The sequence below is a fragment of the Paraburkholderia sp. BCC1876 genome (assembly GCF_902833695.1).
Taxonomy (GTDB): Bacteria; Pseudomonadota; Gammaproteobacteria; order Burkholderiales; family Burkholderiaceae; genus Paraburkholderia.
Map to the genome: position 1 here is coordinate 59,174 of NZ_CADFGI010000017.1, position 26,404 is coordinate 85,577.

Here is a 26,404-nt window from a genome sequence, read left to right on the forward strand (position 1 = left end):
CCATTTTTTTGCTCACTCAACCGGGACAAACCGCATCAGCGTTCCTGCACCGGCGCCTGAACGCGCGCCTTCCACTGCCCGCCCTTGCCGCGCCAGTAACGCACCGCCGACGCAAACGTCGCGCCGACATAAAACAGCGCGATCAACGGCAGAAACGGCGCCCACAGCGGCGAACGGCGGTAATAACTGAGCATCGGCGCATACGCGCAGCACATGGCGGCCCACGCGAGCCACGCGGGCCAGCCCATCGGGCCCAGCACCAGCGCTGCGACCGGCGGCATCAGATAGATGATCGTCATGCCCAGCAGCGTGCCGGCGAGCAGCAGCGGCGAGTAATGCAACTGTGTAAAGGCCGTACGCGCGATCATGTTCCAGATCTCGCGCCAGCTATCGTACGGACGCAGCGAGACGCTACGCGCCGCCACATCCAGCCGGATCGGATGACGCCCCGTGCCGCGATGCTTGATGCGCGCAGCGAGGCTGCAATCGTCGATCAGTTCGGCGCGGATCGACTCGATACCGCCCGCTTCCTCAAGCGCGCTGCGTCGCACCAGCATGCAGCCACCGGCCGCAGCCGCCGTGCGATTGCGCGGGTTGTTCACCCACGCGAACGGGTACAGCTTGGCGAAGAAGAAAACGAACGCCGGGATCAGCGCCTTCTCCCAGAACGAATCGCACCGCAGACGCACCATCAGCGAGACCAGATCGCGCTGTTCCGCGTCCGCCCGCGCGACGAGTTGCGCGACCGCATCCGCGGGATGGCCGATGTCCGCGTCGGTCAGCAGCAGAAAGTCCGCCGGCAGGCCAAGCGTGCGCACCGCCTCGATACCTTGCGACTGCGCCCACACCTTGCCGGACCAACCCGGCGGCAGCGGCTTCGCGCTCAGCACCGTCAAACGGTCGGGGCATTGCAACTGCAATGCAGCGGCGCGTGCGGCGTCGGCGGTACCGTCGGTGCTGTGGTCGTCGACCACGATCACGTGGAAGTCGCCGGGATAGTCCTGCTGAAGCAGACTCGTGACCGCCTCGGCGATCACCTCGACCTCATTGCGCGCCGGCACCACGGCGGCCACCGCCGGCCAGGTTTCGCGCGGCGTGAGCGCCAGCGGCGCCGCAGGCCGCGCGCGCCAGAAACCGCCGCGCGCGAACAGCAGCACGCACCAGATCAACAGGGAGAGACACGAAAGAAGAAACAGAACCACCGCCATTAAGCATTACCCTCGATTGAACGCGCCGCCACACCGACGCGTCGCGATAGCCACATCACCACGGTGCGCGCCGCGACGACGCACCAGTCAAACGCATTGAGTTCCAACCGCTCGCGAAACACGTCGTAACCCGCGCGCTCGATTCGCTCGAGAAAGCGCAGACCGCCGTGCACGGCGCCGCACAGCTCGAACCCGAGCCGCCCCGGAATCCGCAACGCGAGCGGCGCGCCGCGCACCAGCGTGCTCCGGACAAACGACACCTCGTGCGCCATCAGTGCGCGCCAGGCGTCGTCGGCGAGGCCGTTGGCGATCTGCGCCTCGGTCACGCCGAAGCGCTTCAGATCCGCGAGCGGCAGATACAGCCGATCCTTTTTCCAGTCGTCGGTGACTTCGAGCCAGAAGCTGATGAGTTGCGACGCGGTGCAGATCGCGTCGGCGTCAGCGAGATTCTCCGGCGTGGCCGCGCCCACCAGATGCAGCATCAGGTGCCCGACCGGATTCGCCGAGTGGCGGCAATAGTCGAGAAGCGCGGCCCGATCCGCATAACGGCGGGTATCGATGTCTTGCGCGCACGCCCGCAACAGATCGTAGAACGGCGCGAGCGGCAGTTTATATTGCGCCGCCACGCCGGCCAGCTTGCCGAACAGCAGCGGATGCACCGGCGCCGCGCGCCGCTCCGCGACCGCGTCGAGACCGGCGCGGAAGTCGGCGAGCCGGGCGTGCCGCTCGGCCGCGCTCCAGTCGCCTTCGTCGGCGATGTCGGCCGCCGTGCGGACAACTTGATAGATAATGCCGATGGGCGCGCGCAGCGCCTTAGGCAGCAACACGCTCGCGACCGGAAAATTTTCGGAGTGATCGACTTCCATCCAGCGAGCCTCGAAACCATTCTGTAATGCGGGCGCCCGAGCGCGCCGCAGGACCCCGTAGTTTAAGGGTTCCGCCAATCCGGCGCAGCGTGTAATCATTGCCGCATGCCCCCGCGGTGGCGCCGAACCCAGGCCGGTAATGCAGCGCCCGCCCAACACCCGGCGGGGCCGCCAAAGCAAAGCCGGCCTGATAGCGTTAGAATGCGCGTTTGGTTTTGCTGTACCGGCGGTCGCCGGGGCTCAAGACGTCAACTAATTAGATGGTCGCGGCGATAAAGTCAAACTTACCGACTTCTTCGAAACCCGCGTCAGTCGGAGTTCGCCAACTTATGCGAGTCATCCTTGCTCAACCCCGCGGCTTTTGTGCGGGTGTTGTTCGTGCAATCGAGATTGTCGATCGCGCGTTACAGCAACACGGGGCCCCCGTGTACGTCCGTCACGAGATTGTCCACAATCGTCATGTGGTCGACAATCTGCGCCAGAAGGGCGCGCGCTTCGTCGAGGAACTCGATGAAGTGCCGCAAGGCGCCGTTGCCATTTTCAGCGCGCACGGTGTCGCTCAAACCGTCGAACGTGACGCGGAAGCGCGCGGTCTCGACGTGCTCGACGCAACCTGTCCGCTGGTCACCAAAGTGCACGTGCAGGGTCGCCAGTATGTCGGCTCGGGCCGCACGCTGATCCTGATCGGCCACGCCGGGCATCCGGAAGTGGAAGGCACGATCGGTCAGATCCCCGGCAAAGTGATCCTGGTGCAGAGCGAAGCCGAGGTCGCGCATCTGGATCTGCCGCTCGACACGCCGCTCGCTTACGTCACGCAGACCACGCTGTCGGTCGATGACACGCGCGGCATCATCGACGCGTTGCTGCGCCGCTTCACCGACATCGTCGGACCGGACACGCGCGACATCTGCTATGCAACGCAAAACCGCCAGGCGGCGGTGCGCGAATTGAGCAAGCAGGTGGAAGTGCTGCTGGTGGTGGGCGCCACCAATAGCTCGAACTCGAACCGGCTGCGCGAGATCGGCAGCGAAAGCGGTGTGGCGAGCTACCTCGTCGCCGACGGTTCGGAAGTGAAGCCGGAGTGGTTTGCGAATGTGCAGACGGTCGGCATCACCGCCGGCGCTTCGGCACCGGAAGAAATGGTCAGAAACGTGATCGATGCGCTGAGCGCGTTGGGACCCGTCGACGTCACGACGATGTCAGGCCGTGAAGAGAAAGTCGAATTCAAGTTGCCGGCGAAACTGCTGCAACCGCTCGCCGCACGCGAAGTTTAAAGAGAGCGTGTTGTCTATTCCGCTGCAATCTTGGCCGCACAATGTCCGCGGCAAGAACGCGCGGGCAGCGACAGCGGCAGCACACTAGGCGGTACATGAGGCGGCTTCGCACCGCTTCTGACCGATTGTGATGCCGGAGACATAAAAAAGCGCGGTGGCTTTCGGGCCACCGCGCTTTTTCTTTGGCCCCGCCGCTAAGGGCGCTACGTTTAAACGTAGGTGGCCTTAACCCTCAAGTCCTTAGCCTGCACTACGCGCGTTGTGCGCGGTCAGGAACTTGATCAGGCCGTCGACGCCACCCTTCGAAATCTGATCCGCAAACTGCGTCTGATAAACCTGGATCAGCCAGGCGCCCATCATGTTGATGTCGTAGACCTTCCAGCCGGACGGTCCCTTGGTCAGGCGGTAGTCGATCGCGTCGTCGCCGCCGTTGCTGATCACGTGCGATTGCACCACGATGTCTTTAGCGCCCGCCGATGCATCGACCGGCAAGAACTTGAACTTCACGTCCTGATCGCGCAATTGCGACAGCGATGCCGCATACGTGCGAACCAGCAGCAGCGTGAACTGGTCATAGAGCTGTTTCTGCTGATCAGGCGTAGCGGTCGACCAGGCTTTGCCCACGGCGATCCGCGTGGTGCGCTGGAAATCCGTGGCCGGCAGGAAGCGCGTCTCCACGAGCTGCGTGATTTTGTTCATATCGCCGCCACGCGCTTGCGGGTCGGCCTTCATGGCAGCGACCGTGCCCTCGACGGCACCTTTTACCACGGCATCAGGCGCGCTTTGCGCAAAAGCTGCCGTGGAAACCAGGGCCGCAGCCAGAAAAGCAGACAGATAACGTTTCATACGCTCGTCAAAACCTGAAAGAAGTAAGTGCCGACAGCCTTGTCAGCCGCGGCGAAAGCAGGATAGACCAGTATACCGATATTGCGTTCCCACCCCGATGCGCCGCACCGGGCGCTGTACTTGCTACCGAATACGGCCCGGATCCCTCGGGCTCTGTATACTTGTGCACTTTCGTCAAAAACAACGTCCCGTGATAAGGCCAGTTTCGCCTACATGCTGAAGTCATCTATTGTCCGTCTCGTCGCCTACTCGGTGCGATATCCGCTACGGATCGTCGCCGTGTCGCTCGCGCTCGCCGTTCTGAGCGGCATCTACGTGGCCCATAACTTCAAGATCAACACGGACATCAGCCGTCTGATCGACACGGACAAGCAATGGACGTCGCTCGAACACGCGATGGATCAGGCTTTCCCGGATCGCGGCGATACCGTGCTGGTGGTCGTCGAGGCGCGCGCGCCGGAATTCGCCGACGCCGCCGCCGACGCGCTGACCGCCGCGCTGAAAGCCGATCCGAAGGAGTTCGTGCAGGTATCGCAGCCGGCCGGCGGTCCGTTCTTCGATCACAACGGCCTGCTGTTTCCGTCCACCGACGAAGTCCTGTCCACCACGTCGCAACTCGTGCAGTCGCGTCCGCTGGTCAATGCGCTCGCGCACGATCCGAGCCTGACCGGCCTCGCCGGCACGCTCACCACGAGCCTGTTGCTGCCGCTGCAGTTGGGTCAGGTGAAGCTCGCCGACATGAGCCATCTGCTGTCGACCAGCGCGACCACGCTCGATCGCGTGCTGGCCGGACAGCCGGCCGCGTTCTCGTGGCGCGCGCTGGTCGACAAGGGCGTCGCCACCAACCCGGCGCGCGCGTTCGTCGTCGTGCAGCCGGTCGTGAACTACGACGCGCTGGAACCGGGCGCGAGCGCGTCGAAATCGATCCGCGCGACCGCCGTGGCGCTGCACCTCGAAGCGCGCTACGGCGCCACCGTCCGCCTGACCGGCGAACAGCCGCTCGCGGATGAAGAGTTCGCGTCGGTCAAGGACGGCGCGGCGCTGAACGGCATCGGCACCTTTATCGTCGTGTTGATCATTCTGTGGCTCGCGCTGCGTTCGGGCCGCATGATCGCCGCCGTGTTCATCACGCTGTTCGTCGGGCTCGCCATCACCGCCGCGCTCGGTCTGATGCTGGTGGGCGCGCTGAACATGATTTCGGTCGCGTTCATGGTGTTGTTCGTCGGGCTCGGGGTCGATTTCGGCGTGCAGTTCGGCGTCAAATATCGCGAGGAGCGCAATCGCGACAACCGTCTTTCCGCCGCGCTCATGCACACGGCGCACAGCATCGGCGTGCCGCTGACGCTTGCGGCCGTAGCGGTCGCGTTGAGCTTCTTCTCGTTCCTGCCGACCGCTTATCGCGGCGTTTCGGAGTTGGGTGAGATCGCCGGCGTCGGCATGTTCGTCGCGTACTTCACCAACATGACGCTGCTGCCGGCTCTGTTGAAGCTCTTCAATCCGCCGGGCGAAGCCGCATCGCCGGGTTTCAAGCAGCTCGCACCCGTCGACGATTTTCTCGACCATCACCGCAAGCCGGTGCTGATCGGCACGCTGATCGTCGTGATCGGCGCGTCGCCGCTGCTCACGCATCTGCGCTTCGACTTCAACCCGCTGCATCTGAAGGATCCGCATACGGAATCGATGGCAACGCTGCTGTCGCTGAAGGATTCGCCGGAAGCCTCGGTCAACAACGTGCATGTGCTGGCGGCGTCGCTCGCCGACGCGGATAAAAAAGCCGCGCATCTGCGCACGTTGCCGGAAGTGGGGCGCGTCACGACGCTCGATACGTTCGTCCCCACCGAGCAGCAGCAAAAGATGATGCTGGTCGCCAGCGCCGCGCAGCAACTGCTGCCCGCGCTGCAGCAGCAACCCGCGCCGGCCGCCACAGACGCCGTGCGCGTGGCCACGCTCAAGCGCGCGTCGAATCAGCTCTCGCTCGCCGCCGAAGATCATCCGGGCCCCGGCGCGGCCGAAGCCCAGCATTTGTCCGCGACGCTGCAAAAACTCGCCGCCGCCGACGCCGCCACGCGCGACCGCGCCGAAACCGCGCTGTCCGAGCCGTTGCGCATCGCGCTGAAGCAGCTGGCGGATCTGTTGCAGCCAACTCAAATCACCCGAGAGAATCTGCCGAAGGAAATCTCCAGCGGCTGGGTGTCGAAAGACGGCCGCGCGCTCGTCGACATCGCGCCGAAGATCAAGCCCGGCGCCGATCCGAACGACGACACCGTGCTCGCCAGCTTCGTCCACGCGGTGAAGAAGGCGGAGCCGGACGCGATCGGCGGTCCGATTTCGATCCTGAATTCCGCCGACACGATCATCAAGGCGTTCCTGCAGGCCGCCGGCTGGGCGTTGCTGTCGATCGCGATCCTGCTGTGGATCGCGCTGCGGCGCGTCGGCGACATGCTGCGCACGCTGGTGCCGCTGCTGGTCTCGGCGCTCGTGACCCTGGAGTTGTGCGTGGTGTTCGGCATGCCGCTGAACTTCGCGAATATCATTGCGCTGCCGCTGATGCTTGGCGTCGGCGTAGCATTCAAGATTTACTTCGTGATGGCATGGCGCAACGGCCAGACCGGCCTGTTGCAGTCGAGCCTGACGCACGCCGTGCTGTTCAGCGCGGCGACTACGGCGACAGCGTTCGGCAGCCTCTGGCTGTCGCATCATCCGGGGACGTCCAGCATGGGACGCCTGCTGGCGCTGTCGTTGTTCTGTACGCTGATCGGCGCGGTGGTGTTCCAACCCGTGTTGATGGGCAAGCCGCGTCCACGTCGCTCGAAGCACAAAGGAATATAAGCATGAAGCTGCGTAACACCGTGCTGGCGCTGGCCGCCACCGGTCTGATCTCTGGCTGCGCGACCGGTCCCGACCGCAAGCCCGGCGACCCGTTCGAGCCGGTGAACCGGGTGGTGTTCAAATTCAACGACGGGTTGGACACGTACGTCGCGCGGCCCGTCGCGCAGGGTTATCAGAAAGTGACGCCGCAGCCGTTGCGCACGGCCGTGAGCAACTTCTTCTCGAATCTGGGCGACCTGAGCAACGCCGCGAACGCGCTGCTGCAATTGAAGATCACGGACGCAACCGAAGACCTAGTGCGCTTCGCGTTCAACTCGACCTTCGGTTTGGGCGGCCTGCTGGATTGGGCGACGCCGGCCGGGCTGCCGAAGCATCATCAGGATTTCGGGCTGACGCTGGGACACTGGGGCGTGCCGTCGGGTCCGTATCTGGTTCTGCCGCTGTTTGGTCCGAGCACGGTGCGGGACAGCATGGGGCTGGTGGTCGACGTGAAGTTCAACCCGTTGAACTACATGGAGCCGGCGCTGCGCAATCCGCTGTACGTCCTGCAGTTCGTGAGTGTGCGTTCCGACCTGCTGGGCGCGACGGATCTGTTGCAGCAGGCGGCGCTGGATAAGTACTCGTTCGTGCGGGACGCGTACACGCAGCAGCGCAAGGCGCGTCTGCGCGGTACTGGCGACAATGCGGCGCCGTTGCCGAACTATGACGATCAGGGCGATTCCGGTGCCGCAGCTCCCGCGAAGGGCACGGCGGGCGGCTTGCCGAATTATGCCGATCCGGGCGATGCCGCCGAGGCGCCGAATGCGGCGTCAGGGGCGGCTACGGGTGCGCCTGCGGGCGTGCCGAACTACGCGGACCCGGGCAATGCGCCGGCTAGCGGCGCGGCGAGTGTTATGCCGGCTGCGGCGGCGGCGGCTTCGGGCGCGGCAGCGCCGACGCCGCAACCCGCATCGGAAGTGGGTAAGCAGCCGGCGGCGGCGCCTGCCGTTCAATAGAAAGCCTGCTCGGCTTATCGCAGTGACGAAGGCGTCGCCCTAGCTCCTAGGGAATACGCCTTTTTATTGCATCGTGCTGACGATCAACAGTCGGCATGGACAGACCGTCAAATACCGACATGACACGTAACCGAACTGCTGTCGTTGTTTTGGGCGCGCTCCTGCTACTCCTGCTGGCGCTGGTAATCGCGTTCAACGTACTTAATCTGCAAGAAGCATATGGCGGTGGTCCTCCGCATTACTCCATGACGACCAATAGGGATAAGTGGTCAAATCCCCTACCCACACTCGGAATCATTGACGGAATCACCGTACTGATCGTCGCCGCCTATGTCTACGTCCTAAGAACGGCGCAAAGGAAGCACTAAACGCTGGCGTGCCGCGCTGAACGCCGTACAAGGCGGACAAAGAAAAGCCCCGCGTAAAGCGGGGCTAGGCTGAAATGGCAAAACGGGCGCGACGCCTTCTGAATGCAATGCCGTGCGGCCAGCCCAGCATCGCCGGTCGCGCCTCTAGCCTCAGTGCAGGCTATCCACCTCACCCCGCGCAGCCATCTCTTCTTCAACTACCGCGCCCGGCCGCGAATCCTCGCGATATCTCGCAAACGCCTCTTCCGCGTAACGAATCTGCGTGCGTCCATGAGGCGCCGGTTCGCCGTTCTCGTCCAGATTGACGAACACCATCTTTTCGACGGTCAGGATGCTCTTGCGTGTGATCTTGTTGCGCACTTCACAGCGCAGCGTCAGCGACGTGCGGCCAAAGTGCGTGGCGGTCATGCCGAGTTCAATGATGTCGCCCTGCCGCGCCGAACTGACGAAATTGATTTCGGACATGAACTTGGTCACCACCCGCTGGTTGTCCAGCTGGCAGATCGCGTAGATCGCGGCTTCTTCGTCGATCCAGCGCAGCAGGCTACCGCCGAACAGCGTGCCGTTGGGGTTGAGATCTTCGGGCTTGACCCACTTTCTGGTATGGAAATTCATTTGGTACTCCGTGTTCGAGGCACCTGGCGAGGCGCGCCGCCTCAACCTAGGGTTAACACTGAGATTGTACCAAATATAAGGGTTTTCCCTAGTTATTCAATATCTACTGAATTCTTAGGGAAAATCAATCGGCGGCAGGCCCAGCGGGCGAAACCGCCGACTCAGACCGCCGCGACCATCCGCAAAGCGCCCGCCTCGGTCATCGCGCGTCGCGCCTGAACCAGCGAACCTCGCGCCGCCCGCGCATCCACCGCCACCTGAATCAGCGCGCCGAGCTGCGAAGGCTGACGCAGCAATTCCCGCAGAATCGGTCCGAGCGCCGTGCTGCCGTCGTCGCGCAGACCGGCGGTCGCCGCGGACGGCAGCGTCCGCCAGGCCGGATCGACGATCGCGCGGCACACCGCGAACGGCACGCCATGCGCGGCAGCCGTCGCACCGGCAATGTGCGACTCCATATCCACCGCCAACGCACCGGTCGAGCGATGCAGCACGCTCTTGTCGTCGGCGCTCACCAGCGGGGCGCTCACCGCAGCCACGAGACCGCGCCGCAGACGCGCCTTGAGCGACCCAGCCGTCAGCGCGGCCGCCAGCCTGTCCGCCCACGCCCGATCGGTCTGGAGACGCCCTAACGGCCCTTCCACGGCATCCGCGACGATTATCGAACCCGGCTCCAGATCCGGCGCCAACCCGCCCGCCGTGCCGAAACTCACAATGCCCGCACAACCGCGCGCCACCGCCGCGCTCAACGCGCGCTCCAGCAGATCGGCGCACGCCGCGTACACCACTTCGACGCCCTCGCCGCGCGCGATGCGCGCCTCGAACGCCATGCCCGTCACCACGATCACCGGCAAGCCGGCACGGCCGGCCGCGCCGGACGGCGTTGTCGAAAGCGACATCCGTTACATTCCGACGGCAACGCGCGTGAGCCCGTTGCGCTTCAGATGGCGGAAGCGCGCCAGCGCCCACAGCGGGAAAAACTTGCGATAACCGTGGTAACGCAGATAAAACACGCGCGGGAAGCCGGTCGCGCTGAAACGCGTTTCGTCCCACAAGCCGTGCTCGCGCTGTTCGCGCTGCAAATACGCGACGCCGCGCGCCACGGCTTCGTGATTGACCTCGCCGACGGCCATCAGGCCCATCAGCGCCCACGCGGTTTGCGAAGCCGTGCTCGGCGCCCGTTCGTAACCGCGATAGTCGAGCTTGTAGCTCTCGCCGCCCTCGCCCCAGCCACCGTCCTCGTTCTGGATCGACAGGAGCCACTGCGCGGCGCGCTTCATGCGCGGGTCGTCGTGCGGAAAACCAGCTGCGTTCAGCGAACACAGCGCGGTCCACGTGCCGTAGATGTAGTTCAGGCCCCAACGGCCGTACCAGCTACCGTCCGATTCCTGTTCCTTCAGCATGTACGCGAACGCGCGCTGCGCCGGTTCGCTGTCCTTCGGCAGTTCGCCGAGCTGCGCGAGCATCGACAGACAGCGGCCCGACACGTCGGCGGTCGGCGGATCGAGCAAGGCGCCGTGATCGGAGAACGGAATGTTGTTCAGGTAGTACTGGGTGTTTTCCGGCTCGAACGCGCCCCAACCGCCGTCGCTGCTCTGCATGCCGACCACCCATTCGCGCGCGCGCGCAATGGCTTCGCGATCCACGTCGGATTGCGTGAGCGAGGCCGAGCGCTGCATCGCCATCACGACCACCGCCGTATCGTCGACGTCCGGATAGTGCGCGTTGTTGTACTGGAACGCCCAACCGCCAGGCCGCACGTTCGGCCGACGCGAGATCCAGTCGCCGCGCACGTCGAGAATCTGCAGCGGGCGCAGCCACGCAAGCCCGCGTTCGGCGGCCTGTTCGGCATGCGCCTCGCCGGTTTCGAGCAGCGCATGCGCAACCAGCGAGGTGTCCCACACCGGCGACAGACACGGTTGGCAATATGCTTCGTCATCCTTGATGACGAGCAGCTTCTCGATCGACTGACGCGCAATCGCGCGATTCGGATGATCGGCCGGATAGCCGAGCACGTCGTACATCATCACCGAATTGGCCATGGCCGGGAAAATCGCGCCGAGGCCGTCTTCGCCGTTCAACCGTTCGTCGACGAACGCCACAGCCGCGCGGACCGCACGGTCGCGCGTCGCTTTCGGAAACAGCCCGTCGACGGCGCGCAGCAGCACGTCCACGCCGCTGAAAAAGCGGAACCAGCCGAGGTGCTGATGCGGCGCCCGATCGCGCGGGCCGACGTTGACCGGCGCGCCGCGGAACAACTCGTCGATCCGCACGCGTCGCGGATTGCGCGCCACGGGTCGCTTCGCGTTGAGCACCAGCAGCGGCACGATCACGGTCCGCGCCCAGTACGACACCTTCGACAGATGGAACGGGAACCACTCCGGCAACAGCGTGATTTCGACCGGCATCATCGGCACCGCGCGCCACGACACGACGCCGAACAGCGCGAGCAGAATCCGCGTGAAGACGTTCACCGTTTCCGCGCCGCCATGGGCCAGAATCGCCTCGCGAGCGCGGACCATATGCTCGGCGTCGACCGGATCGCCGATCATCTTCAGCGCGAAGTAGGCCTTCACGCTGGCGCTGATGTCGAGCGCGCCGTCGGTGAACAACGGCCAGCCGCCCTCCGCCATCTGGATGCGGCGCAAATAGCGGCCGATTTTCTGCTCCAGTTCCAGATTCGGCGTTTCGCCGAGGTAGTGGACCAGCAGCACGTATTCGGCGGGAATCGTCGCGTCGGCTTCGAGTTCGTAGACCCAGTGGCCGTCCGGTTTCTGCGCGGCGAGGATCGCGTCGGTCGCGCGCGTGATCGCGGCGTCGAGCGATGCGTCGGGCGCTTGCGCGGCCGTCGTCGCCGTCACCGGCACGTCGGGCGTTGCAGGCACGGCGGCGGCGGCGAATTCGGGCAGGACGGCGTCCAGCGGCTGAGCTTGAGATAAGTCGTTCATCGGCGTTCCATCGGTTCATTCAGCAACGTATCCGCGGCCTTCTGGCCAGAGCGGATCGCGCCTTCAATCGTCGCGGGCAGGCCGGTGGCCGTCCAGTCGCCCGCGAGCATCAAGTTGTTCCAGCGAGTGCGCGTGCCGGGACGCAGGGTTTCCTGGTCCGGCAGCGCGGCAAAGGTCGCGCGTTTGTTCATCACGACCTGCCAGGCCGGCATCGGCGTGGCGGGCAGACTGGCCGCCTGGGCAACTTCGGCCCACACGGTCGCCGCGAGCGCTTCGTGCGGCGTGTCGAGCAGGGCTTCAGCGTTGCCGACGGTCACGGCGAGGCGTCCGTCGGACGCGAACAGCCACTCGGCTGTCCCGTTGAGTAGCCCGGTGAGCGGCGGCAAACCGAACGGCGGCTCGACCGCGAAATGCACGCTCGCAGCCGCCGCGAAGCGCGTCGGCGCGCGCATGCCGGGCACCAGCGTCTGCGCGATCTCCGGCGGTACGGCGAGAATCACCGCGTGATTGACGTCGACGGCAATCTGCTCGTGCGCGAAGTTCAGCGTCTGCACGCGGGGGTTGTCCGCGGCGAAACCGATTTCCTTCAGGCTCGACTCCAGCCGGATGGCCGCGCCGCCATGTTGCAGCAGTCGCAGCGCCGGGTCGACGAAAGCGCTGCCGAGGCCATTGCGCGCCATCAGCGGACGCCACGCGAGGCCACCGGCGAGCACGGTTTCCCGCACCATGGCCGCCGTCAATTCCGCCGATGCCTCACGCGGCTCGACCTGCAGCAGCGCGTGAAGTAGCGGCCGCAGCAAACGGTCCCACAGCGGGCCATTGGCGCGCATGGTCTGCGCGACACTGCGTCCGGGCTTGGCGAACAGCAACGGCACGAGCGACAGATAATCGCCCGGCCCGGTGTTCGGCACGCGCGCATTCGGGTCGAAGATCCACCAGGGCAAGCGGCCCGGCGACATGCGCACGGTCCAGCGCGCCCGCGTGGCCAGATCGACGAATGGATAGTCGGGCTGCGCCGGGCCGTCCAGTTCGTCGGCGGCGCCGATCGCCCGCGTGTAGTTCAGCGTCGCGGTATGACCCGACAACACGATGTGGTTGCCGCTGTCCAGCGTTGCGCCTAGTTTGGCGTCGTAATACGAACGGCAACGTCCACCTGCGTAGCCCGCCGCGTCGTGCAGCACGACTTGCGCGCCGCGCCGCTGCAGTTGCACCGCGGCGGCCAGGCCGGCAAGGCCCGCGCCGACCACGTGGACGAGCTTCGGCATCAACTCAGAAGAGCGCGTAACGCGCGACGATCCACAGCATGCGCAGCTTCGGCTTGCTGACCTTCGTGCGCGGAATGTCGAAGCCGCGGTCGAGCGTGCGGTCGAGTAGCAGGCGATAGACGCCCGACATGATGCGCGGCGCCTTCACGTGAACCCGCGATTCGCGGTCCATGATCGCGTCAGACGCGGCGAAGTGTTCCTTGGCGCGCTCGGCGAGCGTGGCGCAGACGCGCGGCAGCGACGGATCGTCGGCGATCTGGGTCGGGCTCGTCACCGCGATGCCTTCGCGCGCCAGCAATTCGTGCGGCAGGTAGCAGCGGTTGATGCCGGCGTCTTCGTCGATATCGCGCAGGATATTGGTCAGTTGCAGTGCGCGGCCCAGATGGTGCGCGAGCAAACGGCCGGGTTCGTCCTGCATCCCGAATATCCTCACCGATAGCCGGCCCGCCGCACTGGCGACGCGGTCGCAGTAGAGGTCGAGCGTGGCTTCGTCGGGCGCGCAGATGTCGGCGGCGGCGTCCATGGCCATGCCGTCGATCATCGCGTGAAAATCTTCGCGCTGCAGATGAAACGTATGAATGTGCCGCGTCAGTGCGCGCAACGAAGCGCGCGGCGCGCCGGCGTAGCACGCGTCGATGTCGGCCCGCCAGCGCTCGAGCGCGGCGGCGCGTTCAACGCGCGGCATGTCGCTGTCGGCGATATCGTCGACAGCGCGGCAAAAAGCGTAGACCTGATACATCGCATCGCGCTGCGCAGCCGGCAGGATGCGCATGGCGAGATAAAACGAGCTGCCGGACGTGGCGGCAGCGGCGTCGATTTCTGGTTCGTCCACGACAAGATTGGAAACAGCCAAGACGATCTCCGCTGGAGGCGCCCGCTGAAAGGCGTTCAAGAAGTTTGATACTCACCCGCGAGGCGAGCGGCCCGCGCGCGCGGACACGCGCGAAACATCCGGCAGGGAGGCCGGAAACGGCGAAAAGTATATCAACGTTTGTGAGATGCCGCAGTTTCGCGGGTGAATAAGGGGCCGGAAGGTCAGCGGTACGACGGCAGTTTATGCCGCGCAATGTGCTGCACGCGCGCTCACGCAATACGCCGAGCCGGTAAAAAAAACCCGCCGCGCCGCTCAGTTAAACGCGATCGAACGGTTGCGTCCCTGCCGTTTCGCGCTATACAGCGCGGCATCGGCTTCGTTGATGAGCACGTCATACGCCGGCACGCCGGTGCGCGCCGCGGCACCGCCGACGCTTGCCGTCACCGGCACGCCCACGCCCTGCACTTCGACCGGCGTGTCGGCGATCGTGCAGCGGATCTTTTCCGCGACGCGCATGGCGTCTTCGAGCGGCGTGCAAGGCAGCAGCAACGCGAACTCCTCGCCGCCGAAGCGCCCGAAGGTATCCTGCGCGCGCACCACGCCGGCCACGCGCTGCGCCATCACGCGCAGCACCGTATCGCCGACGCCGTGGCCGAACTGGTCGTTGATTTTCTTGAAGTGATCGAGATCGAACAGCAGCACGGACATGTCGCCGCCGTAGCGCTGCCAGCGCGTGAATTCGTCGCGCAGACGCGCTTCGAAAAAACGGCGGTTGGCGATTCCCGTCAGACCGTCGCGGTCCGCGTATTCCTGCAGCTTGGCGACCGCCTCTTCGCGTTCGCGCTGCACGATGCTGACGTGCGTGACGTCCGAGATGGTCACGCACACGGCCACCACTTCGCGATCGCGCATCAGCGGCATGAACGTGCAGTCCTGCTGCATGAAATCGACGCCGCCGGTGATCGGCCGGTCGTGATCGAACTTGAACAGATATGGGCGCTGCTCCCACGAACTGAACGCGAAACTGCCGAGCTGAAACACGCTTTCGATCTTGCGCGACAGCCACACGCGCGGCAGTTCGGGGAAATGCGTGTACAGCGACTGGCCGACTGCCTGCTCGGCCGCTATACCGCTGTGGTCCTGCATGAAGCGGTTCCACATGAGGACGTTCATATCGCGATCGAGCACGAAGATGCCGAAACCGACACGTTCGACAACCAGATCGCTCAACGACTCCACAGGCACATTCATAGACTGGACAACAGCTCGTCGAGCGCTCCGTTCATGTGACGGATCGACTCTTCCGCCATCAGCATCACCAGATGGGCGCGGAAGCTCTGATCTTCCAGCGCGAAATTGACTTCGACCAGCAAGGCGACGCCCCATTGCAGCACGCCCGGCTGGAACACTTCGTCGAGGGTCATCGCTTCGCCGAGCAGGCCGGGCGCCGAGAACACCGGCGTGCGGCCGAGCTGGTCGAGAATGCACGACACGCACGCGCCCGTGAGCACATTGGCGACGTCGAACACCAGCTCGCGCTGGCTGACCGCCTCGTAGGCCGAGCGCGAGTACGGATCGCTGACCAGCGAACACAGTTGATCGACGCTATCGCTGCGGCAAATCACCAGCGCCTCGCCCTTGATATCGGAGCGAAATCCCTGACGCACCGCGCTGACCTTGTCCTCGATGCCGGTCATCTCGCGCAGCGCCTGCGCCGCCTCGCTCACCGCCACCACCCTCACGCGCGGCACCGACAATTCGATGAACGCATCGAGCAGCCGCGCCAGACGCGTCGCGGCTTGGCCCATCGCCAGATTGGCGACCTCTTGCAGCGCGTCGCGCTGATCTTCGGTGAGGACTGGTTCAGACATACAACCCGTACTCCTTGAGGATAGGAAGTACCGCCTCGGGCGTCACGGGCTTGGCGATGAATGCGGCGGCGCCGAGCGCGCGCACGCGCGACTGGGCCATCGGCTGGACATCGGCGGAGACGACGATCACGAAGGTGTTGAGATCCTCATGCTGCAAAGCTTCGAGCACCTGGTAGCCGGTCATGTCCGGCATTGTCAGATCGAGGAACATCACCGACGCTTTGCCTTCGCGATACAGACCGAGCGCTTCGCGCCCGTTCGTGGCGTAGGACACGTCGACATCCCAGTCCGGCGGCAATGCCTTGGTGAGCACCTTGCGGGCAAGCAGCGAATCGTCGGCGATCACAATAGGCAAAGGCATGGGCGGGTCGGAAAGCGAAATTAGCTCTTGCGCGTTAACGGCGTTTACAGGCGAATTCTTTAGCAGACGGTCTGTCGACCAGCGGCTAAGTGCGCTGAAGCGTAGGGGAAAGCAGATGGCGAGCGAGCGGGGAGCACGCGCGGCGCGGTGCGTTTGGCGGAACCCGTGGGCGGGCATGAATGCGTGCTCGCACGGTGAACGACGGCTATGACCGGCATGTTCGAAGCCTACCCCGTAGATGAATCTGCGCGGCCTCGTGGATCGGGCTGGTCCCTTGCCGCGCGCGTGTTTCCGCGAACGCCTTCGGCGTGCGTGGTACGCACGGTCTGGCAGCCCTCGCGGCAGATGCCTCCGAACATGGCGGACGCATTTTTTATCGTGGCATCGATTTTCGAAGCAAATCAACGGAAAGGCAACTCGCCAATTCCACGTTCATTAAAGAGATTTTTCCCATAAGTACTATTTATAAAAATATTTTGATAGATATGGGAAGCTATCTTTGCTATTTATACTTTTGTGTACGTTTGCGGTTGCCGATTCGTCGCTGTTTCAAAAAGCAGACGAATAACGTGCCGCACCCCGCATAGCGACTCGCCGAGGTAACTTCTACCGTGGCTGTGTGTCTATGCTTCTCGTATGACGCCTTCAACGGACCCTTTTCGTTTCGCACGAAGCTGGCCTTAACGACCATGACACCCGACCGGTTCGACCCGCCATCCGCGAACCGCCTTGCTGCCAGCCGGCAGAACGAGGCGATGTTCCCCGCCGTGCCGGAACAGAATTTCCACGTACGGCGCATGACGCTGATTGCGCTGCTGGTCGCCGCGATCGTGCTGCCGTGCGTCTATGTCGCGATCATGGCGTTGAGCGACTGGCGCTCGCGCGTCGCCGACGCCACCGACCTGACGCTGCGCACCGTGCGGGTGGCCGACGAACACGCGCTGAAAGTATTCGACATGAACGAGACGCTCGACGCGCGCGTCGTCGATCTGACCGAAGGTCTCGACGACGACGGCATTCGCGCCCGCGAAGCTTCCATTCACGACAAGCTGCGCACGATGGGCGGCGGTTATCCGCAAGTGGCCGCGGTGTCGATCTTTGGGCGCGACGGCAGTCTGCTGGCCACCAGCCGGTTCTATCCGTCGCCGGCTATTTCGATCGGCGAGCGCGACGATTTCGTCGGCATTCGCGGCGGCAAGGATCTCGACCACGTGTCGAAAGTGATGACGGGGCATGTCGCCGGCGAGCAGGTGTTCAACACGGGCGTCGCGCGGCGCGATGCGGACGGCGCGTTTGCCGGCGTCGTATCCGTGGCGTTGCGGCCCAGCTATTTCGACGCGTTCTACCGCGAGCTGCTCGGCGGCAACGACATTACGCCGATCACGATGAGCCTGGTGCGCACGGACGGTGCGATCCTCGCGCGCTATCCACGCAACCCGCGGAACCCGCGCGAGCCGGCTGCGGTGGCGCCGCATTCGCCGTTCGCCGAAGCGTTGGCGCAGGGTCGGCGGGCGGGCGTGGTGACCATGCGTTCTGACCTCGACGGCGACGCCATGATCGTCGCGTTCCGGCGGGTCGGCTCGTATCCGGTGTATGTGTCGTGCGGCTATCGCACCTCGGCGATCTGGGCCGCGTGGTATCGGCATCTGAGCGTGTTGATTCTGTCGATATTCACGCCGTCCATCGCGTTGTGGTGCGTGATCTGGCTGTCGCTGCGCCGGCTCGGCGCCGAAGAGGAAGCGTGGGAGCGCTGGCAGGCCGAAGCGTCGATGCGCCGCTCGATCGAATCCGCGTATCGCCAGTCGCGCAAGATGGAGGCGCTCGGCACGCTGGTCGGCAGCGTCGCGCATGATTTCAACAATCTGCTGATGATTCTCTCGTCCAACGTGCAGATCGCGCGACGGCGCGGCACGCCCGGCCTCGATCGCGAATTGTCGGCGATGGAACGCGCGCTCAAGAGCGGCCAGTCGCTGACGCGGCAATTGCTCGGGGTGGCGCGCAAACAGCCGTTGCGCAATGAGACGCTGTCGCTCGAGCGCTGGCTGCCGGCCTGCCGCGAACTGTTGCGCGCGTCGCTCGGCGCGAAGGTGTCGCTGGTGATCGATATTGGCGTAGAGGTTTGGCCGATGCACGTCGACGTCGCCGAGCTCGAACTCGCGCTGATCAACGTCGCCATCAACGCGCGCGATGCGATGCCGAACGGCGGCCGTTTCACCGTGCGAGCCGCGAATATCCATTTTCGTCGCGACGACGGCTTTCCGCTGAGCGGCGAGTTCGTGCAACTGTCGCTCGAAGATACCGGCATCGGCATGGCGCCCGACGTGCTCGCGCGGGCCTTCGAACCGCTCTACACGACCAAGTCGCAAGGCATGGGCACGGGCCTCGGGCTGCCGCAGGTTTTTGCGTTCTGCGAACGCTCCGGCGGGCTGGCCGCGATCGACAGCGCGGTCGGCGCAGGTACATCGGTGCGCCTGTATCTGCCGCGCGCGACCGACGAACCTGCCGCCGACGCTCCGCCTGAGACGAGCGTCGACGAGAGCGGCGCGCCGCAGGGGCTGCGCATTCTGCTGGTCGAAGACAACGAGGAAGTGGCGGCCGGCACCGAAGCGCTGCTGCAGATGATGGGCCACCAGATCACCTGCGTATTCAATGCCGATACCGCGCTGCGCCTGTTCGACGACGCCCACGCGCGACGAGCCCGCACGGGTGAACCGCTGCCGTTCGATCTGGTGCTGTCGGACATCCACATGCCGGGGAAGATGAACGGTATCGATCTGGCCGAGGCGGTGCTGGCGTTCGACACGCAATTGCCGGTCATTCTGGTAACCGGCTACGCGGAAGAACTCGACCGTGCGCGACACGTGGACGTGCGGGTGCTTTCCAAACCCTTCGATATCGGCCTGCTGGAGCAACTGCTGCGAGCGATCCAGCACGATTTGACGCAGACGGGGACGGATCCGGCGGCGCAATCGGCGGATTGAAGCGGGTGGTGGCTTTGAGGCGTGTTTGCGCGTGTTTGAGGCGTGGGTCAAGGTCCACGCCATTTACCGGCGTTGTAAAAGCGCCGCGTCGCTGCCCTGCGGTGCCAGGTGGGCAGGTGTCACCAATTCTTCAGCGCAGGCTGGCCTACACGGACCTAGGGGCTTGGGCACCTCTGCGCCGACTCCGGCACGATCGTTGCGGCATGCATCGGATGGAGGGCCCGCGTATCGCGACGCCCGTCAGTCCATTCAATACGTCGGGAGACAGCCATGCAACATACCGTGATTGGTTTATTCGACACTTATTCTCAAGCGGAAGGCGCCCGCGACACGCTCGTTCAAACCGGCTTTGCACGCGAAACGATCGAGCTGCAGGCCAATCCTGAACCGTCCGTCGGCTCGGCAACCGATGAGGTCGCCAGCACCGGCGTGATCGCGAATATCGAGCGCTTTCTGTCAAGCCTGTTCGCCACCGGCGCACGCGCGCCGGACACGGCGCGCTATGCCGAGGCCGTGCGGCGCGGCGCGGTGCTGGTGTGCGTCAATGCGGTAAGTGAAGCTCACGCGGATTTGGCGCGCGAAACGTTGACGCGGCTCGGCGCGGTCGATATCGGCGAACGGGTGCCGGAGTGGAATGAGGACGCTGCGCCGGGTCGCGAGCATTCGGTGCTCGACGAGCTCGGCATTGGGACGGTGAGGTCCGGAACGCCGCGTTCGTCGAGCGTGGCAGCGTCGGGAGTGATGGGGGCTGACGCACCGGCAGCCGGTGTAGCGACCCCGAGTGCCAGCCCGACGATGGCTGATCCGCTCTACGCCATGCCGCCGGGCAACATCGACGCCGAGCCGTTCGTGCCGCCGCCGCTCAGCGAACGTCCGGTGCTGGATCCGGTCAACGAACCGGTGACGGATCCGCTGGTCGGCGATGCGGGGCGTAGTGCAATCGCCGCTGGCTCGATCGGCGGATCTGGCGCGATCATGCAGCCGTCTGAAGTTGTTCCCGAAGCGACGCATCCCACCTCGGGTTTAGGCGCCCAGATTCCGAACGAATACCTCGAATACGAAGAAGATTTCCGCTCGCACTATGACGAGCAATACGCGGCGGAAAATTCGCGTTACGAGGACTATGTGCCGGCGTACCGCTATGGCGCGGAAATCGGTCAGGACGCGCGCTTTCGCGACATGCCTTGGGACGACGTCGAACCGGAAGTACGGCGTCAGTGGGAAACGACCGCGCCGGATAGCGCGTGGGAGCGGTTCAAGCTCGCCGTGCGTCATGGCTGGGAGCGGGTGACGGGGCATCATCACGTGTAGCGTGGTGCGGCGGCGGCACGCCTTGAATCCAGGGCGAGGCCGCCGTGTGCCCGCTCGGTCTTGCGGTGCAGTCCCGGCGATATAGGCCTTCACTTTTCTCTAGCGAGGCCTATCGTCCTGCGGCAGCGAAATTTTGATGAGCCGTCAGGCCGTCTGGCGCTTAACCCACGCGACGTAACGGTCGACGAACGTCTGCAGAAACTTGCGCGTGCCGTCGCTCACAATCTCGCCTTTTTCGTTGATCACCGACAGGTCGTGTTTGATAAACACTTCGGGTTGCGCCAGCGTGGCGACATCGAGATAAGCCAGCACGTTACGCAAATGCTGCTGCGCCAACGCCGCGCCGGTCGCCCCGACCGACGTGCCAATCACCGCACCGGGTTTGTTGCCCCACGAATTCGTGCCCCACGGGCGCGAACCCCAGTCGAGCGCGTTCTTCAGCACGCCAGGAATCGAGCGGTTGTATTCGGGGGTGACGAACAGCAGGCCGTCGGCCGCCTCGATACGCTGCTTCAACTGCTTGCCGGCTTCGGGATAGTCGGCGTCGTAGTCCTGGCTGTAGAGCGGCAGCGAGCCGATGTCGATGAACTCGAACGTGAAGTCGGAAGGCGCAAGCGAAATCACGGCTTGCGCCAGATGGCGGTTGAACGACTCGCGACGCAAGCTGCCGACGACGACTGCGATGTGATATGCCATGGTTCGTTTCCTCGAATGGGATGCGCGGGACGCGCAAGCGGGTAACGCACGTTCATGCATGTTCATCATAGGCAAAAGCCGCGGCGGGTGCGGCGATGACCGCTGGCGACTTGTCGCCGGTCGCGTGGGCGACCGGGAGGCGCGGCAACCGGTGGATAACTTTATCGCCGGGAAAAGTTATCCACAGATTCACTGAATAACCTTGTGGATAACTGGTACTTTTGCCTTGTCAATCAAGCATGCTTTCGGCCTAGGAAGATTTGAGGCAAATCGCAGCAATCCCATGGGCAGACGTCAGGAAGGCAAGGCGGCGCGAGTACAAATGACCGATGTCCGCAAATCTTGCGTGCCGACTTCCCGTCCGCTCGTTGAACGGCTTACTCAGGTACGGCGATATCCCCATCCACCAATTGCCAGCCGTATCGCTCGGCATACGATTGCGCGTCGTCGGCTTCGTCGAAAAAGGGCATGTCGGCGTGCCCCTGAAACGGGTAGATCACCCGATCGTCGCTCAGACGGATGACTTTCAGCGTCGGCACGGTGCCGCTCGACGTACGCCGCGACGACGCCGACACCTGATAATTATCACGGCCGACGAGAGCCGGAGCCTGCTCGCCCTGCGAGCGTTTGGAAACGTGACTTGCCATCGTTGCGCGCGTCAAAGCCCGGCGATCGACTGACCGGCTACCATGCCGTCGATCACCTGTTCGGCGTAGCTGGTCGACGCAATGCGCGCGACGCCGGCGGCGTCGAACGGCGATGCGCTCGGCACCACAAATAGGCGGCTGCCGGTGACGATGTGATCGCTGCCGCGCCGGCAAATGCGCACTGCGGCGTCGAAGCCCGCGTCGTAGTGACGGGCGCCGTCGCGATCTCTCGGCTGGTGCGGATAAACCAACGGATAGATCTCGAGTCCTCGATAGTGTCGAATCGTGTTGCTCATGATGGTCGTCTCCAGTGAGGGCTTTCGTGAACGCTACGTTGCGGCGAGTCGCGCGGCCGGCAGAAGACGTCTCACGAAAACACGGTAATGATCGACGATGCGCGTGAGCAACGGCCGCTTTCAAACCGGTCGGCTGACGACATCGCAAAGCAGAGTAGGAGGAACGGGACCCTGTTCGGAGCAGGGCGCGGTGATGCGAAGCGTTTGCGTCGGGGACTGCGCGAGCGCGCAGGAGAACTGCAAGCTGTTGACCCACTGTAACACGTCAGTAGAGCGAGCATTGGACGCATTTCCCGGCCAGGCGCGAGTGTTGCTTTGGAGTCCCGCGTATTGTGTACCGCTCAGTTTGACGCGCTGATGTCCTCCGATCACCTCCCGCTCAAACGAAAAAAGGGCGCCGATAACGGCACCCTTTTGCTTCGAAAAGCTTCCCTGCTGACAGACCGGCGCTGGACAAATGAAGCGTCCAGCGGCGAGCCCGTTCGCTGCTCGGCTTAGTTGCCGAAAAACACGTTGCAATACGATGCCGGGCCGTTGCATTGCGCCGGTGCGGCTGCGTGCGCAGCGCCGGAAGCGGCCGCAAACAGGGCGACGGAAGCGATCAGGGCGGACAGAATGCGTTTCATGGTGCTACTCCTCTTCAGCGTTTAGTTCGCGATCAGGGCGATCGATGGACTGGAGGATAGCGATTCAGTGTCCGCCTAAAAATATCAAAGTCGCAAAGACATCTTTTCGCAAAATGAAACAATCAGAATTGGCATGCGTGGTGGGTTGATTGCGATGATGAGCACTTGGCTCTGGGCTGTAGCGCGGGCGACGGCAACGCTCGCCCATGAGATTGATTTCAATTTTCGCAATAATGTTTTTTCTGTCATAACCCCCTGCCGTGGCTCGACTAACGTCATCTGTTTATCGTGCGTCGGCGGGGCATATGTTCAATACCGATTCGATTGCGCTGGGGCTTAGAGCACAATGGCGCTCGAATCCCCCTATTGCGCAAAACACCCCCCTCTATGAACCACAACGACGCAAGAGAAAGCGCGCGGCGAACGCGAGCAGGGCGACGGAGCATGCCATGGCGCAAGTAAACGGGCCGGCGCTCGACGATCCCGTTTATCTGACGCAATTGCGGCGCGACCTGGTGCGCTTCGCCCGTTTGCAACTGCGCGACGCGGCCGCCGCCGAAGATGCCGTCCAGGAAGCCCTCGCCGCGGCGTGGACGCAAGCGGATCGCTTCGCGGCGCAGTCGGAGCACAAGACGTGGGTGTTCGGCATCCTGCGGCACAAGCTCATCGACACGCTGCGCGCCCGGCAACGGACGATCAACCTGTCCGCGCTGGAATCCGAACTCGACGGCGAAGCGTTGCTCGATCGCGAACTGTTCAAGGACAACGGCCACTGGTCGCGCGAAACCAAACCGCGTCCATGGCCGACGCCGGAAACCGCGCTGCGTCAGCAGCAGTTCTGGACGCTGTTCGAAATGTGTCTGGACCACCTGCCGGAACAGATCGGGCGCGTGTTCATGATGCGCGAATTTCTCGATCTCGAGACCGACGCGATTTGCACCGAACTGAACATGACCGCCAATCATTGCAGCGTGCTGATTTACCGCGCGCGCTTGCGCCTGCGCACTTGCCTGAGCGAAAAAGGCCTATCCAGCGAGGATGCGAATGGGGAAATGTAAAAACATCACGCGCTTGTTGTCGGATGCGCTGGATCGCCGTTTGACAACGGGGGAATGGGTCGCCATCCGGCTGCATCTGCCGACCTGCAGCGGCTGCCGCAACTACCGCAAGCAGATCCGTTTGCTGCGCGTGGCCGCGCGGTCGATGAGCGGGATCGCAACGCCGGGCGCGACGAGCGGGGACGACTGACGCGCGGTGTAGGGCAGTGGCGGCGCAGCGGGCGAACGCGATGCCGGCATGCATTGGCATCGCATTCACCATTCACCGCTCGGTCGGCGGTGTGTTCCGATAACGCTCGAAATAACCTGCGTGCGCCGCCTCGTCGATCGAGATGGGAAACGGTTCGATACGCGCAGGATGTTTCTGGAGCTGCGCACGCGTGCGTATCGGCCGATGCTGGAAATTGCCGCCGCAATTCGGACACACGTTACGCAGCGTGCTGAGCGCGCAAACCTCGCAGAACGTGCATTCGTAAGTGCAGATCATCGCGTCGGGCGCGTTCGGCGGCAGTGACTTGCCGCATCCTTCGCAGGAAGGTCTCAATTCAAGCATGGTGGCTCCGCGTCGAGAGGGGAGCGAGGTGCGCCGCACCTCGCCTGACCACGCAGTGTAAGCGGCCTTCTCACGCAGAAATTGACAGCGCAGTCGCAATTCCTGCCAATCCGGCGGCGCCTAGTGCAGCGTCACGTCAGGACGCCCGACAGCACGAGCGTGAGCGCAAGGCCGACCACGGAGACGATCGTTTGCAGGACCGACCAGACGAGCACCGTCTGCTTCAATTGCAAGCCAAAATACTCGCGCACCATCCAGAAGCCGGCGTCGTTCACGTGGCAGAAGAACACTGAGCCTGCGCCGATCGCGAGCGCCATCAGCGAATTGTGCGTCGCGCTGAGACCCGCGACGACCGGTGCGACGATCCCCGCAGTCGTCGTGGTGGCGACGGTTGCCGAACCCGTCGCCTGGCGCAGCGCCACCGCGATGAGCCACGCCAGCAGAATCAGCGGCATGTGCGCGCCGACCGCGATCTTGCCGATCGTCGTGCTGATGCCGGCGACGACGAGCGCCTGCTTGAGTCCACCGCCCGCGCCAATGGTCAGCAGCAGCGCGGCGATCGGCGGCAAGCTTTTGCGCAGAATGCCGCCGACGCGATCGCGCGCCATGCCACGCGACCAGCCCAATGCGACCACCGCGAACAGCACGGTGAGGCCGAGCGCGATCAACGGCTCGCCCAGGAAATTCAGCGCGTCGAACAGGAAGGTTTCAGGGTGAAGCAGCAGCTTCGCGACCGTGCGTCCCAACATCAATACGACGGGCAACAGAATCGTGATCAGCGAGATCGCAAAACCCGGCGGCTCAGCGGTGTCTTGTTGCGCGGTGAACAGCTTGCCCATTTCTTCGGGCTCGGCGACATGCATCCGCTTCGACAGCCAGATACCGTAAAGCGGACCCGCGAGAATCACTGCCGGAATCGCGACGATCAGGCCGAGGCCGAGCGTCAGACCGAGATCGGCATGCAGCGCGCTGACCGCGATCAACGGACCCGGGTGCGGCGGCAGCAATGCGTGCAGCGTGGTCATGCCGGCCAGCGCAGGAATCGCGATACGCAAGATGGGTTGTTGCGAGCGGCGCGCCATCACGAAGATGATCGGCACCATCATCACGAGGCCGACTTCGAAGAAGAGCGGCAAGCCGATGATCAGCGCGACGAGCGCCATCATCCATGGCAGCGTGCGCGGCGTCGAATGTTTGAGGATGGTCGAGACGAGCCGGTCGGCCGCGCCCGATTCGGCCATCAGCGCACCGAGCATGGCCCCCAGCGCGATGATGATGCCGACGTCGCCGAGCAACGCACCCGCGCCTTTGCTGAAAGCACTGGCGACGGCCTCGAGCGGCAGTCCCGCGGCAAAACCGGCGGCGAACGTGCCGACCAGAATCGACAGGAACGGCGCAAGCTTCAGCACGCTGATGAAAATGATGATGAGTGCGAGCCCGAGCACGCACGACAGAATCAGTTGGGTGTCGTGGGATGACCACGGCGCGAGTGTTGTCGTCAGATGCACGGTGTCCCTTTTAATCGATTGACGCATCCACGGCCGCCCGCGGATGACGGATTGTAGCGGGGCGCGACGGCTCGTCGTTGTGAGGGCGACAGATTGGTGAGAGGGGTGTGGGCTTTGCGCGCCGCCGTGATTTTTTTATTTGAATTTGTCGGATTGGACGGGGTAGCGGACAAGTTATTGCCGGCGTCGATGGGTTTGGTTTGTGATCGTTATTTTTGTGAGCGGTTTTTGTGTGAGGCAGCGGTGGGTCGTTTGGCGTGCGTTGCTTGGCGATGTGGACGCTTTGTTGGACGCTGCGTCCCAATCCGTTTTCGCCGCCGATGCGCCTCACGTCAAAGAATTTCGTATCGGCGATCTTCGCGAAGATCGTGACGATGGATGCGGCGTTGGTGACGACGACTGAAGTTTTGGCCAGGACACGCCGCTTGAACGACGTGCTTTGCTGGCGTGGCAGCTGCGCAGGTTAGGTGA

At 64.0% G+C, this 26,404-nt stretch carries 24 protein-coding genes; 7 read left to right on the forward strand and 17 right to left on the reverse strand.

Features of this window, described 5'->3' with window-relative positions; all coding sequences use genetic code 11:
- Positions 1–35 precede the first annotated feature (35 nt).
- Positions 36–1,208, reverse strand: coding sequence for a glycosyltransferase (locus HWY05_RS36060; protein ID WP_176061308.1), 1,173 nt, complete (start codon positions 1,206–1,208; stop codon positions 36–38).
- A complete protein-coding gene (gene hpnC / locus HWY05_RS36065) occupies positions 1,208–2,074 on the reverse strand; it encodes a squalene synthase HpnC (RefSeq protein WP_035560542.1) in 867 nt (288 codons plus the stop codon). Before hpnC ends, HWY05_RS36060 begins: the two co-directional genes overlap by 1 nt.
- Before the next feature lie 329 nt (positions 2,075–2,403).
- Here hpnC and ispH point away from each other — a divergent pair, with 329 nt between their 5' ends.
- Entirely contained in the window at positions 2,404–3,348 is a 945-nt protein-coding gene (gene ispH, locus HWY05_RS36070; RefSeq protein WP_035560544.1) for a 4-hydroxy-3-methylbut-2-enyl diphosphate reductase, read from the forward strand.
- 240 nt (positions 3,349–3,588) lie between these two features.
- Here ispH and HWY05_RS36075 read toward each other — a convergent pair whose 3' ends face one another.
- Positions 3,589–4,194: an ABC transporter substrate-binding protein gene (locus HWY05_RS36075; RefSeq protein ID WP_035560547.1), complete on the reverse strand. Its 606-nt coding sequence runs from the start codon at positions 4,192–4,194 to the stop codon at positions 3,589–3,591.
- Between the two features lie 213 nt (positions 4,195–4,407).
- Here HWY05_RS36075 and HWY05_RS36080 point away from each other — a divergent pair, with 213 nt between their 5' ends.
- Together HWY05_RS36080 and HWY05_RS36085 are read left to right on the forward strand one after the other, a co-directional pair.
- Positions 4,408–7,023: an MMPL family transporter gene (locus tag HWY05_RS36080; protein WP_176061309.1), complete on the forward strand. Its 2,616-nt coding sequence runs from the start codon at positions 4,408–4,410 to the stop codon at positions 7,021–7,023.
- A 2-nt stretch (positions 7,024–7,025) separates the two neighbouring features.
- Complete coding sequence (locus HWY05_RS36085; protein WP_176061310.1) at positions 7,026–8,018, forward strand: VacJ family lipoprotein; 993 nt, start codon at positions 7,026–7,028, stop codon at positions 8,016–8,018.
- 518 nt (positions 8,019–8,536) lie between these two features.
- On the opposite strand, the gene HWY05_RS36090 is transcribed toward HWY05_RS36085, so the two are convergent.
- The 8 genes from HWY05_RS36090 to HWY05_RS36125 form a co-directional block, all read right to left on the reverse strand.
- The gene (locus tag HWY05_RS36090) at positions 8,537–9,001 is read right to left on the reverse strand and encodes a hotdog domain-containing protein (protein ID WP_035560557.1); all 465 of its coding nucleotides are present in this window, start codon (positions 8,999–9,001) and stop codon (positions 8,537–8,539) included.
- A gap of 161 nt (positions 9,002–9,162) precedes the next feature.
- Positions 9,163–9,897, reverse strand: a complete 735-nt coding sequence (locus HWY05_RS36095) for a phosphorylase (RefSeq protein ID WP_035560560.1) — start codon at positions 9,895–9,897, stop codon at positions 9,163–9,165.
- Positions 9,898–9,900: 3 nt separating this feature from the next.
- Positions 9,901–11,946 (reverse strand): squalene--hopene cyclase, encoded by a 2,046-nt coding sequence (shc, locus tag HWY05_RS36100; RefSeq protein ID WP_176061311.1) that lies wholly within the window; start codon positions 11,944–11,946, stop codon positions 9,901–9,903.
- Positions 11,943–13,211, reverse strand: coding sequence for a hydroxysqualene dehydroxylase HpnE (hpnE, locus tag HWY05_RS36105; protein WP_176061312.1), 1,269 nt, complete (start codon positions 13,209–13,211; stop codon positions 11,943–11,945). Before hpnE ends, shc begins: the two co-directional genes overlap by 4 nt.
- 4 nt (positions 13,212–13,215) lie before the next feature.
- Positions 13,216–14,064 carry a presqualene diphosphate synthase HpnD gene (gene hpnD / locus HWY05_RS36110; protein WP_035560566.1) on the reverse strand — a complete coding sequence of 283 codons (849 nt, stop codon included), beginning with the start codon at positions 14,062–14,064 and terminating at the stop codon, positions 13,216–13,218.
- A gap of 273 nt (positions 14,065–14,337) precedes the next feature.
- On the reverse strand, positions 14,338–15,276 hold the full coding sequence (locus tag HWY05_RS36115; RefSeq protein ID WP_035560569.1) for a diguanylate cyclase: 939 nt from the start codon (positions 15,274–15,276) through the stop codon (positions 14,338–14,340).
- Positions 15,273–15,896, reverse strand: a complete 624-nt coding sequence (locus tag HWY05_RS36120) for a chemotaxis protein CheC (RefSeq protein ID WP_035560572.1) — start codon at positions 15,894–15,896, stop codon at positions 15,273–15,275. Before HWY05_RS36120 ends, HWY05_RS36115 begins: the two co-directional genes overlap by 4 nt.
- Positions 15,889–16,257, reverse strand: coding sequence for a response regulator (locus tag HWY05_RS36125; protein ID WP_028195969.1), 369 nt, complete (start codon positions 16,255–16,257; stop codon positions 15,889–15,891). Before HWY05_RS36125 ends, HWY05_RS36120 begins: the two co-directional genes overlap by 8 nt.
- A 689-nt stretch (positions 16,258–16,946) precedes the next feature.
- On the opposite strand from HWY05_RS36125, the gene HWY05_RS36130 reads away from it, so the two are divergent.
- Together HWY05_RS36130 and HWY05_RS36135 are read left to right on the forward strand one after the other, a co-directional pair.
- Positions 16,947–19,238 (forward strand): hybrid sensor histidine kinase/response regulator, encoded by a 2,292-nt coding sequence (locus HWY05_RS36130; RefSeq protein ID WP_176061313.1) that lies wholly within the window; start codon positions 16,947–16,949, stop codon positions 19,236–19,238.
- A gap of 270 nt (positions 19,239–19,508) precedes the next feature.
- Positions 19,509–20,549, forward strand: a complete 1,041-nt coding sequence (locus HWY05_RS36135) for a hypothetical protein (RefSeq protein ID WP_176061314.1) — start codon at positions 19,509–19,511, stop codon at positions 20,547–20,549.
- 144 nt (positions 20,550–20,693) lie between these two features.
- Here the strand turns inward: HWY05_RS36135 and HWY05_RS36140 are convergent, their stop codons facing one another.
- The 4 genes from HWY05_RS36140 to HWY05_RS38665 form a co-directional block, all read right to left on the reverse strand.
- Positions 20,694–21,245, reverse strand: coding sequence for an NAD(P)H-dependent oxidoreductase (locus HWY05_RS36140; protein WP_035560583.1), 552 nt, complete (start codon positions 21,243–21,245; stop codon positions 20,694–20,696).
- Positions 21,246–21,622: 377 nt separating this feature from the next.
- Positions 21,623–21,892, reverse strand: coding sequence for a DUF6723 family protein (locus tag HWY05_RS36145; RefSeq protein WP_035560586.1), 270 nt, complete (start codon positions 21,890–21,892; stop codon positions 21,623–21,625).
- Positions 21,893–21,903: 11 nt separating this feature from the next.
- Complete coding sequence (locus tag HWY05_RS36150; protein ID WP_035560589.1) at positions 21,904–22,188, reverse strand: hypothetical protein; 285 nt, start codon at positions 22,186–22,188, stop codon at positions 21,904–21,906.
- 494 nt (positions 22,189–22,682) lie between these two features.
- Entirely contained in the window at positions 22,683–22,814 is a 132-nt protein-coding gene (locus HWY05_RS38665; protein WP_257030615.1) for a hypothetical protein, read from the reverse strand.
- A 449-nt stretch (positions 22,815–23,263) separates the two neighbouring features.
- Between HWY05_RS38665 and HWY05_RS36155 the strand changes: the two genes are divergently transcribed.
- Positions 23,264–23,872, forward strand: a complete 609-nt coding sequence (locus tag HWY05_RS36155) for an RNA polymerase factor sigma-70 (RefSeq protein WP_035560592.1) — start codon at positions 23,264–23,266, stop codon at positions 23,870–23,872.
- Entirely contained in the window at positions 23,859–24,062 is a 204-nt protein-coding gene (locus HWY05_RS36160; RefSeq protein WP_035560596.1) for a zf-HC2 domain-containing protein, read from the forward strand. Before HWY05_RS36155 ends, HWY05_RS36160 begins: the two co-directional genes overlap by 14 nt.
- A gap of 72 nt (positions 24,063–24,134) precedes the next feature.
- On the opposite strand, the gene HWY05_RS36165 is transcribed toward HWY05_RS36160, so the two are convergent.
- Positions 24,135–24,425 carry a DUF1272 domain-containing protein gene (locus HWY05_RS36165; protein ID WP_035560599.1) on the reverse strand — a complete coding sequence of 97 codons (291 nt, stop codon included), beginning with the start codon at positions 24,423–24,425 and terminating at the stop codon, positions 24,135–24,137.
- A 131-nt stretch (positions 24,426–24,556) separates the two neighbouring features.
- On the reverse strand, positions 24,557–25,933 hold the full coding sequence (locus HWY05_RS36170; RefSeq protein WP_176061322.1) for a gluconate:H+ symporter: 1,377 nt from the start codon (positions 25,931–25,933) through the stop codon (positions 24,557–24,559).
- Between the last annotated feature and the right edge of the window lie 471 nt (positions 25,934–26,404).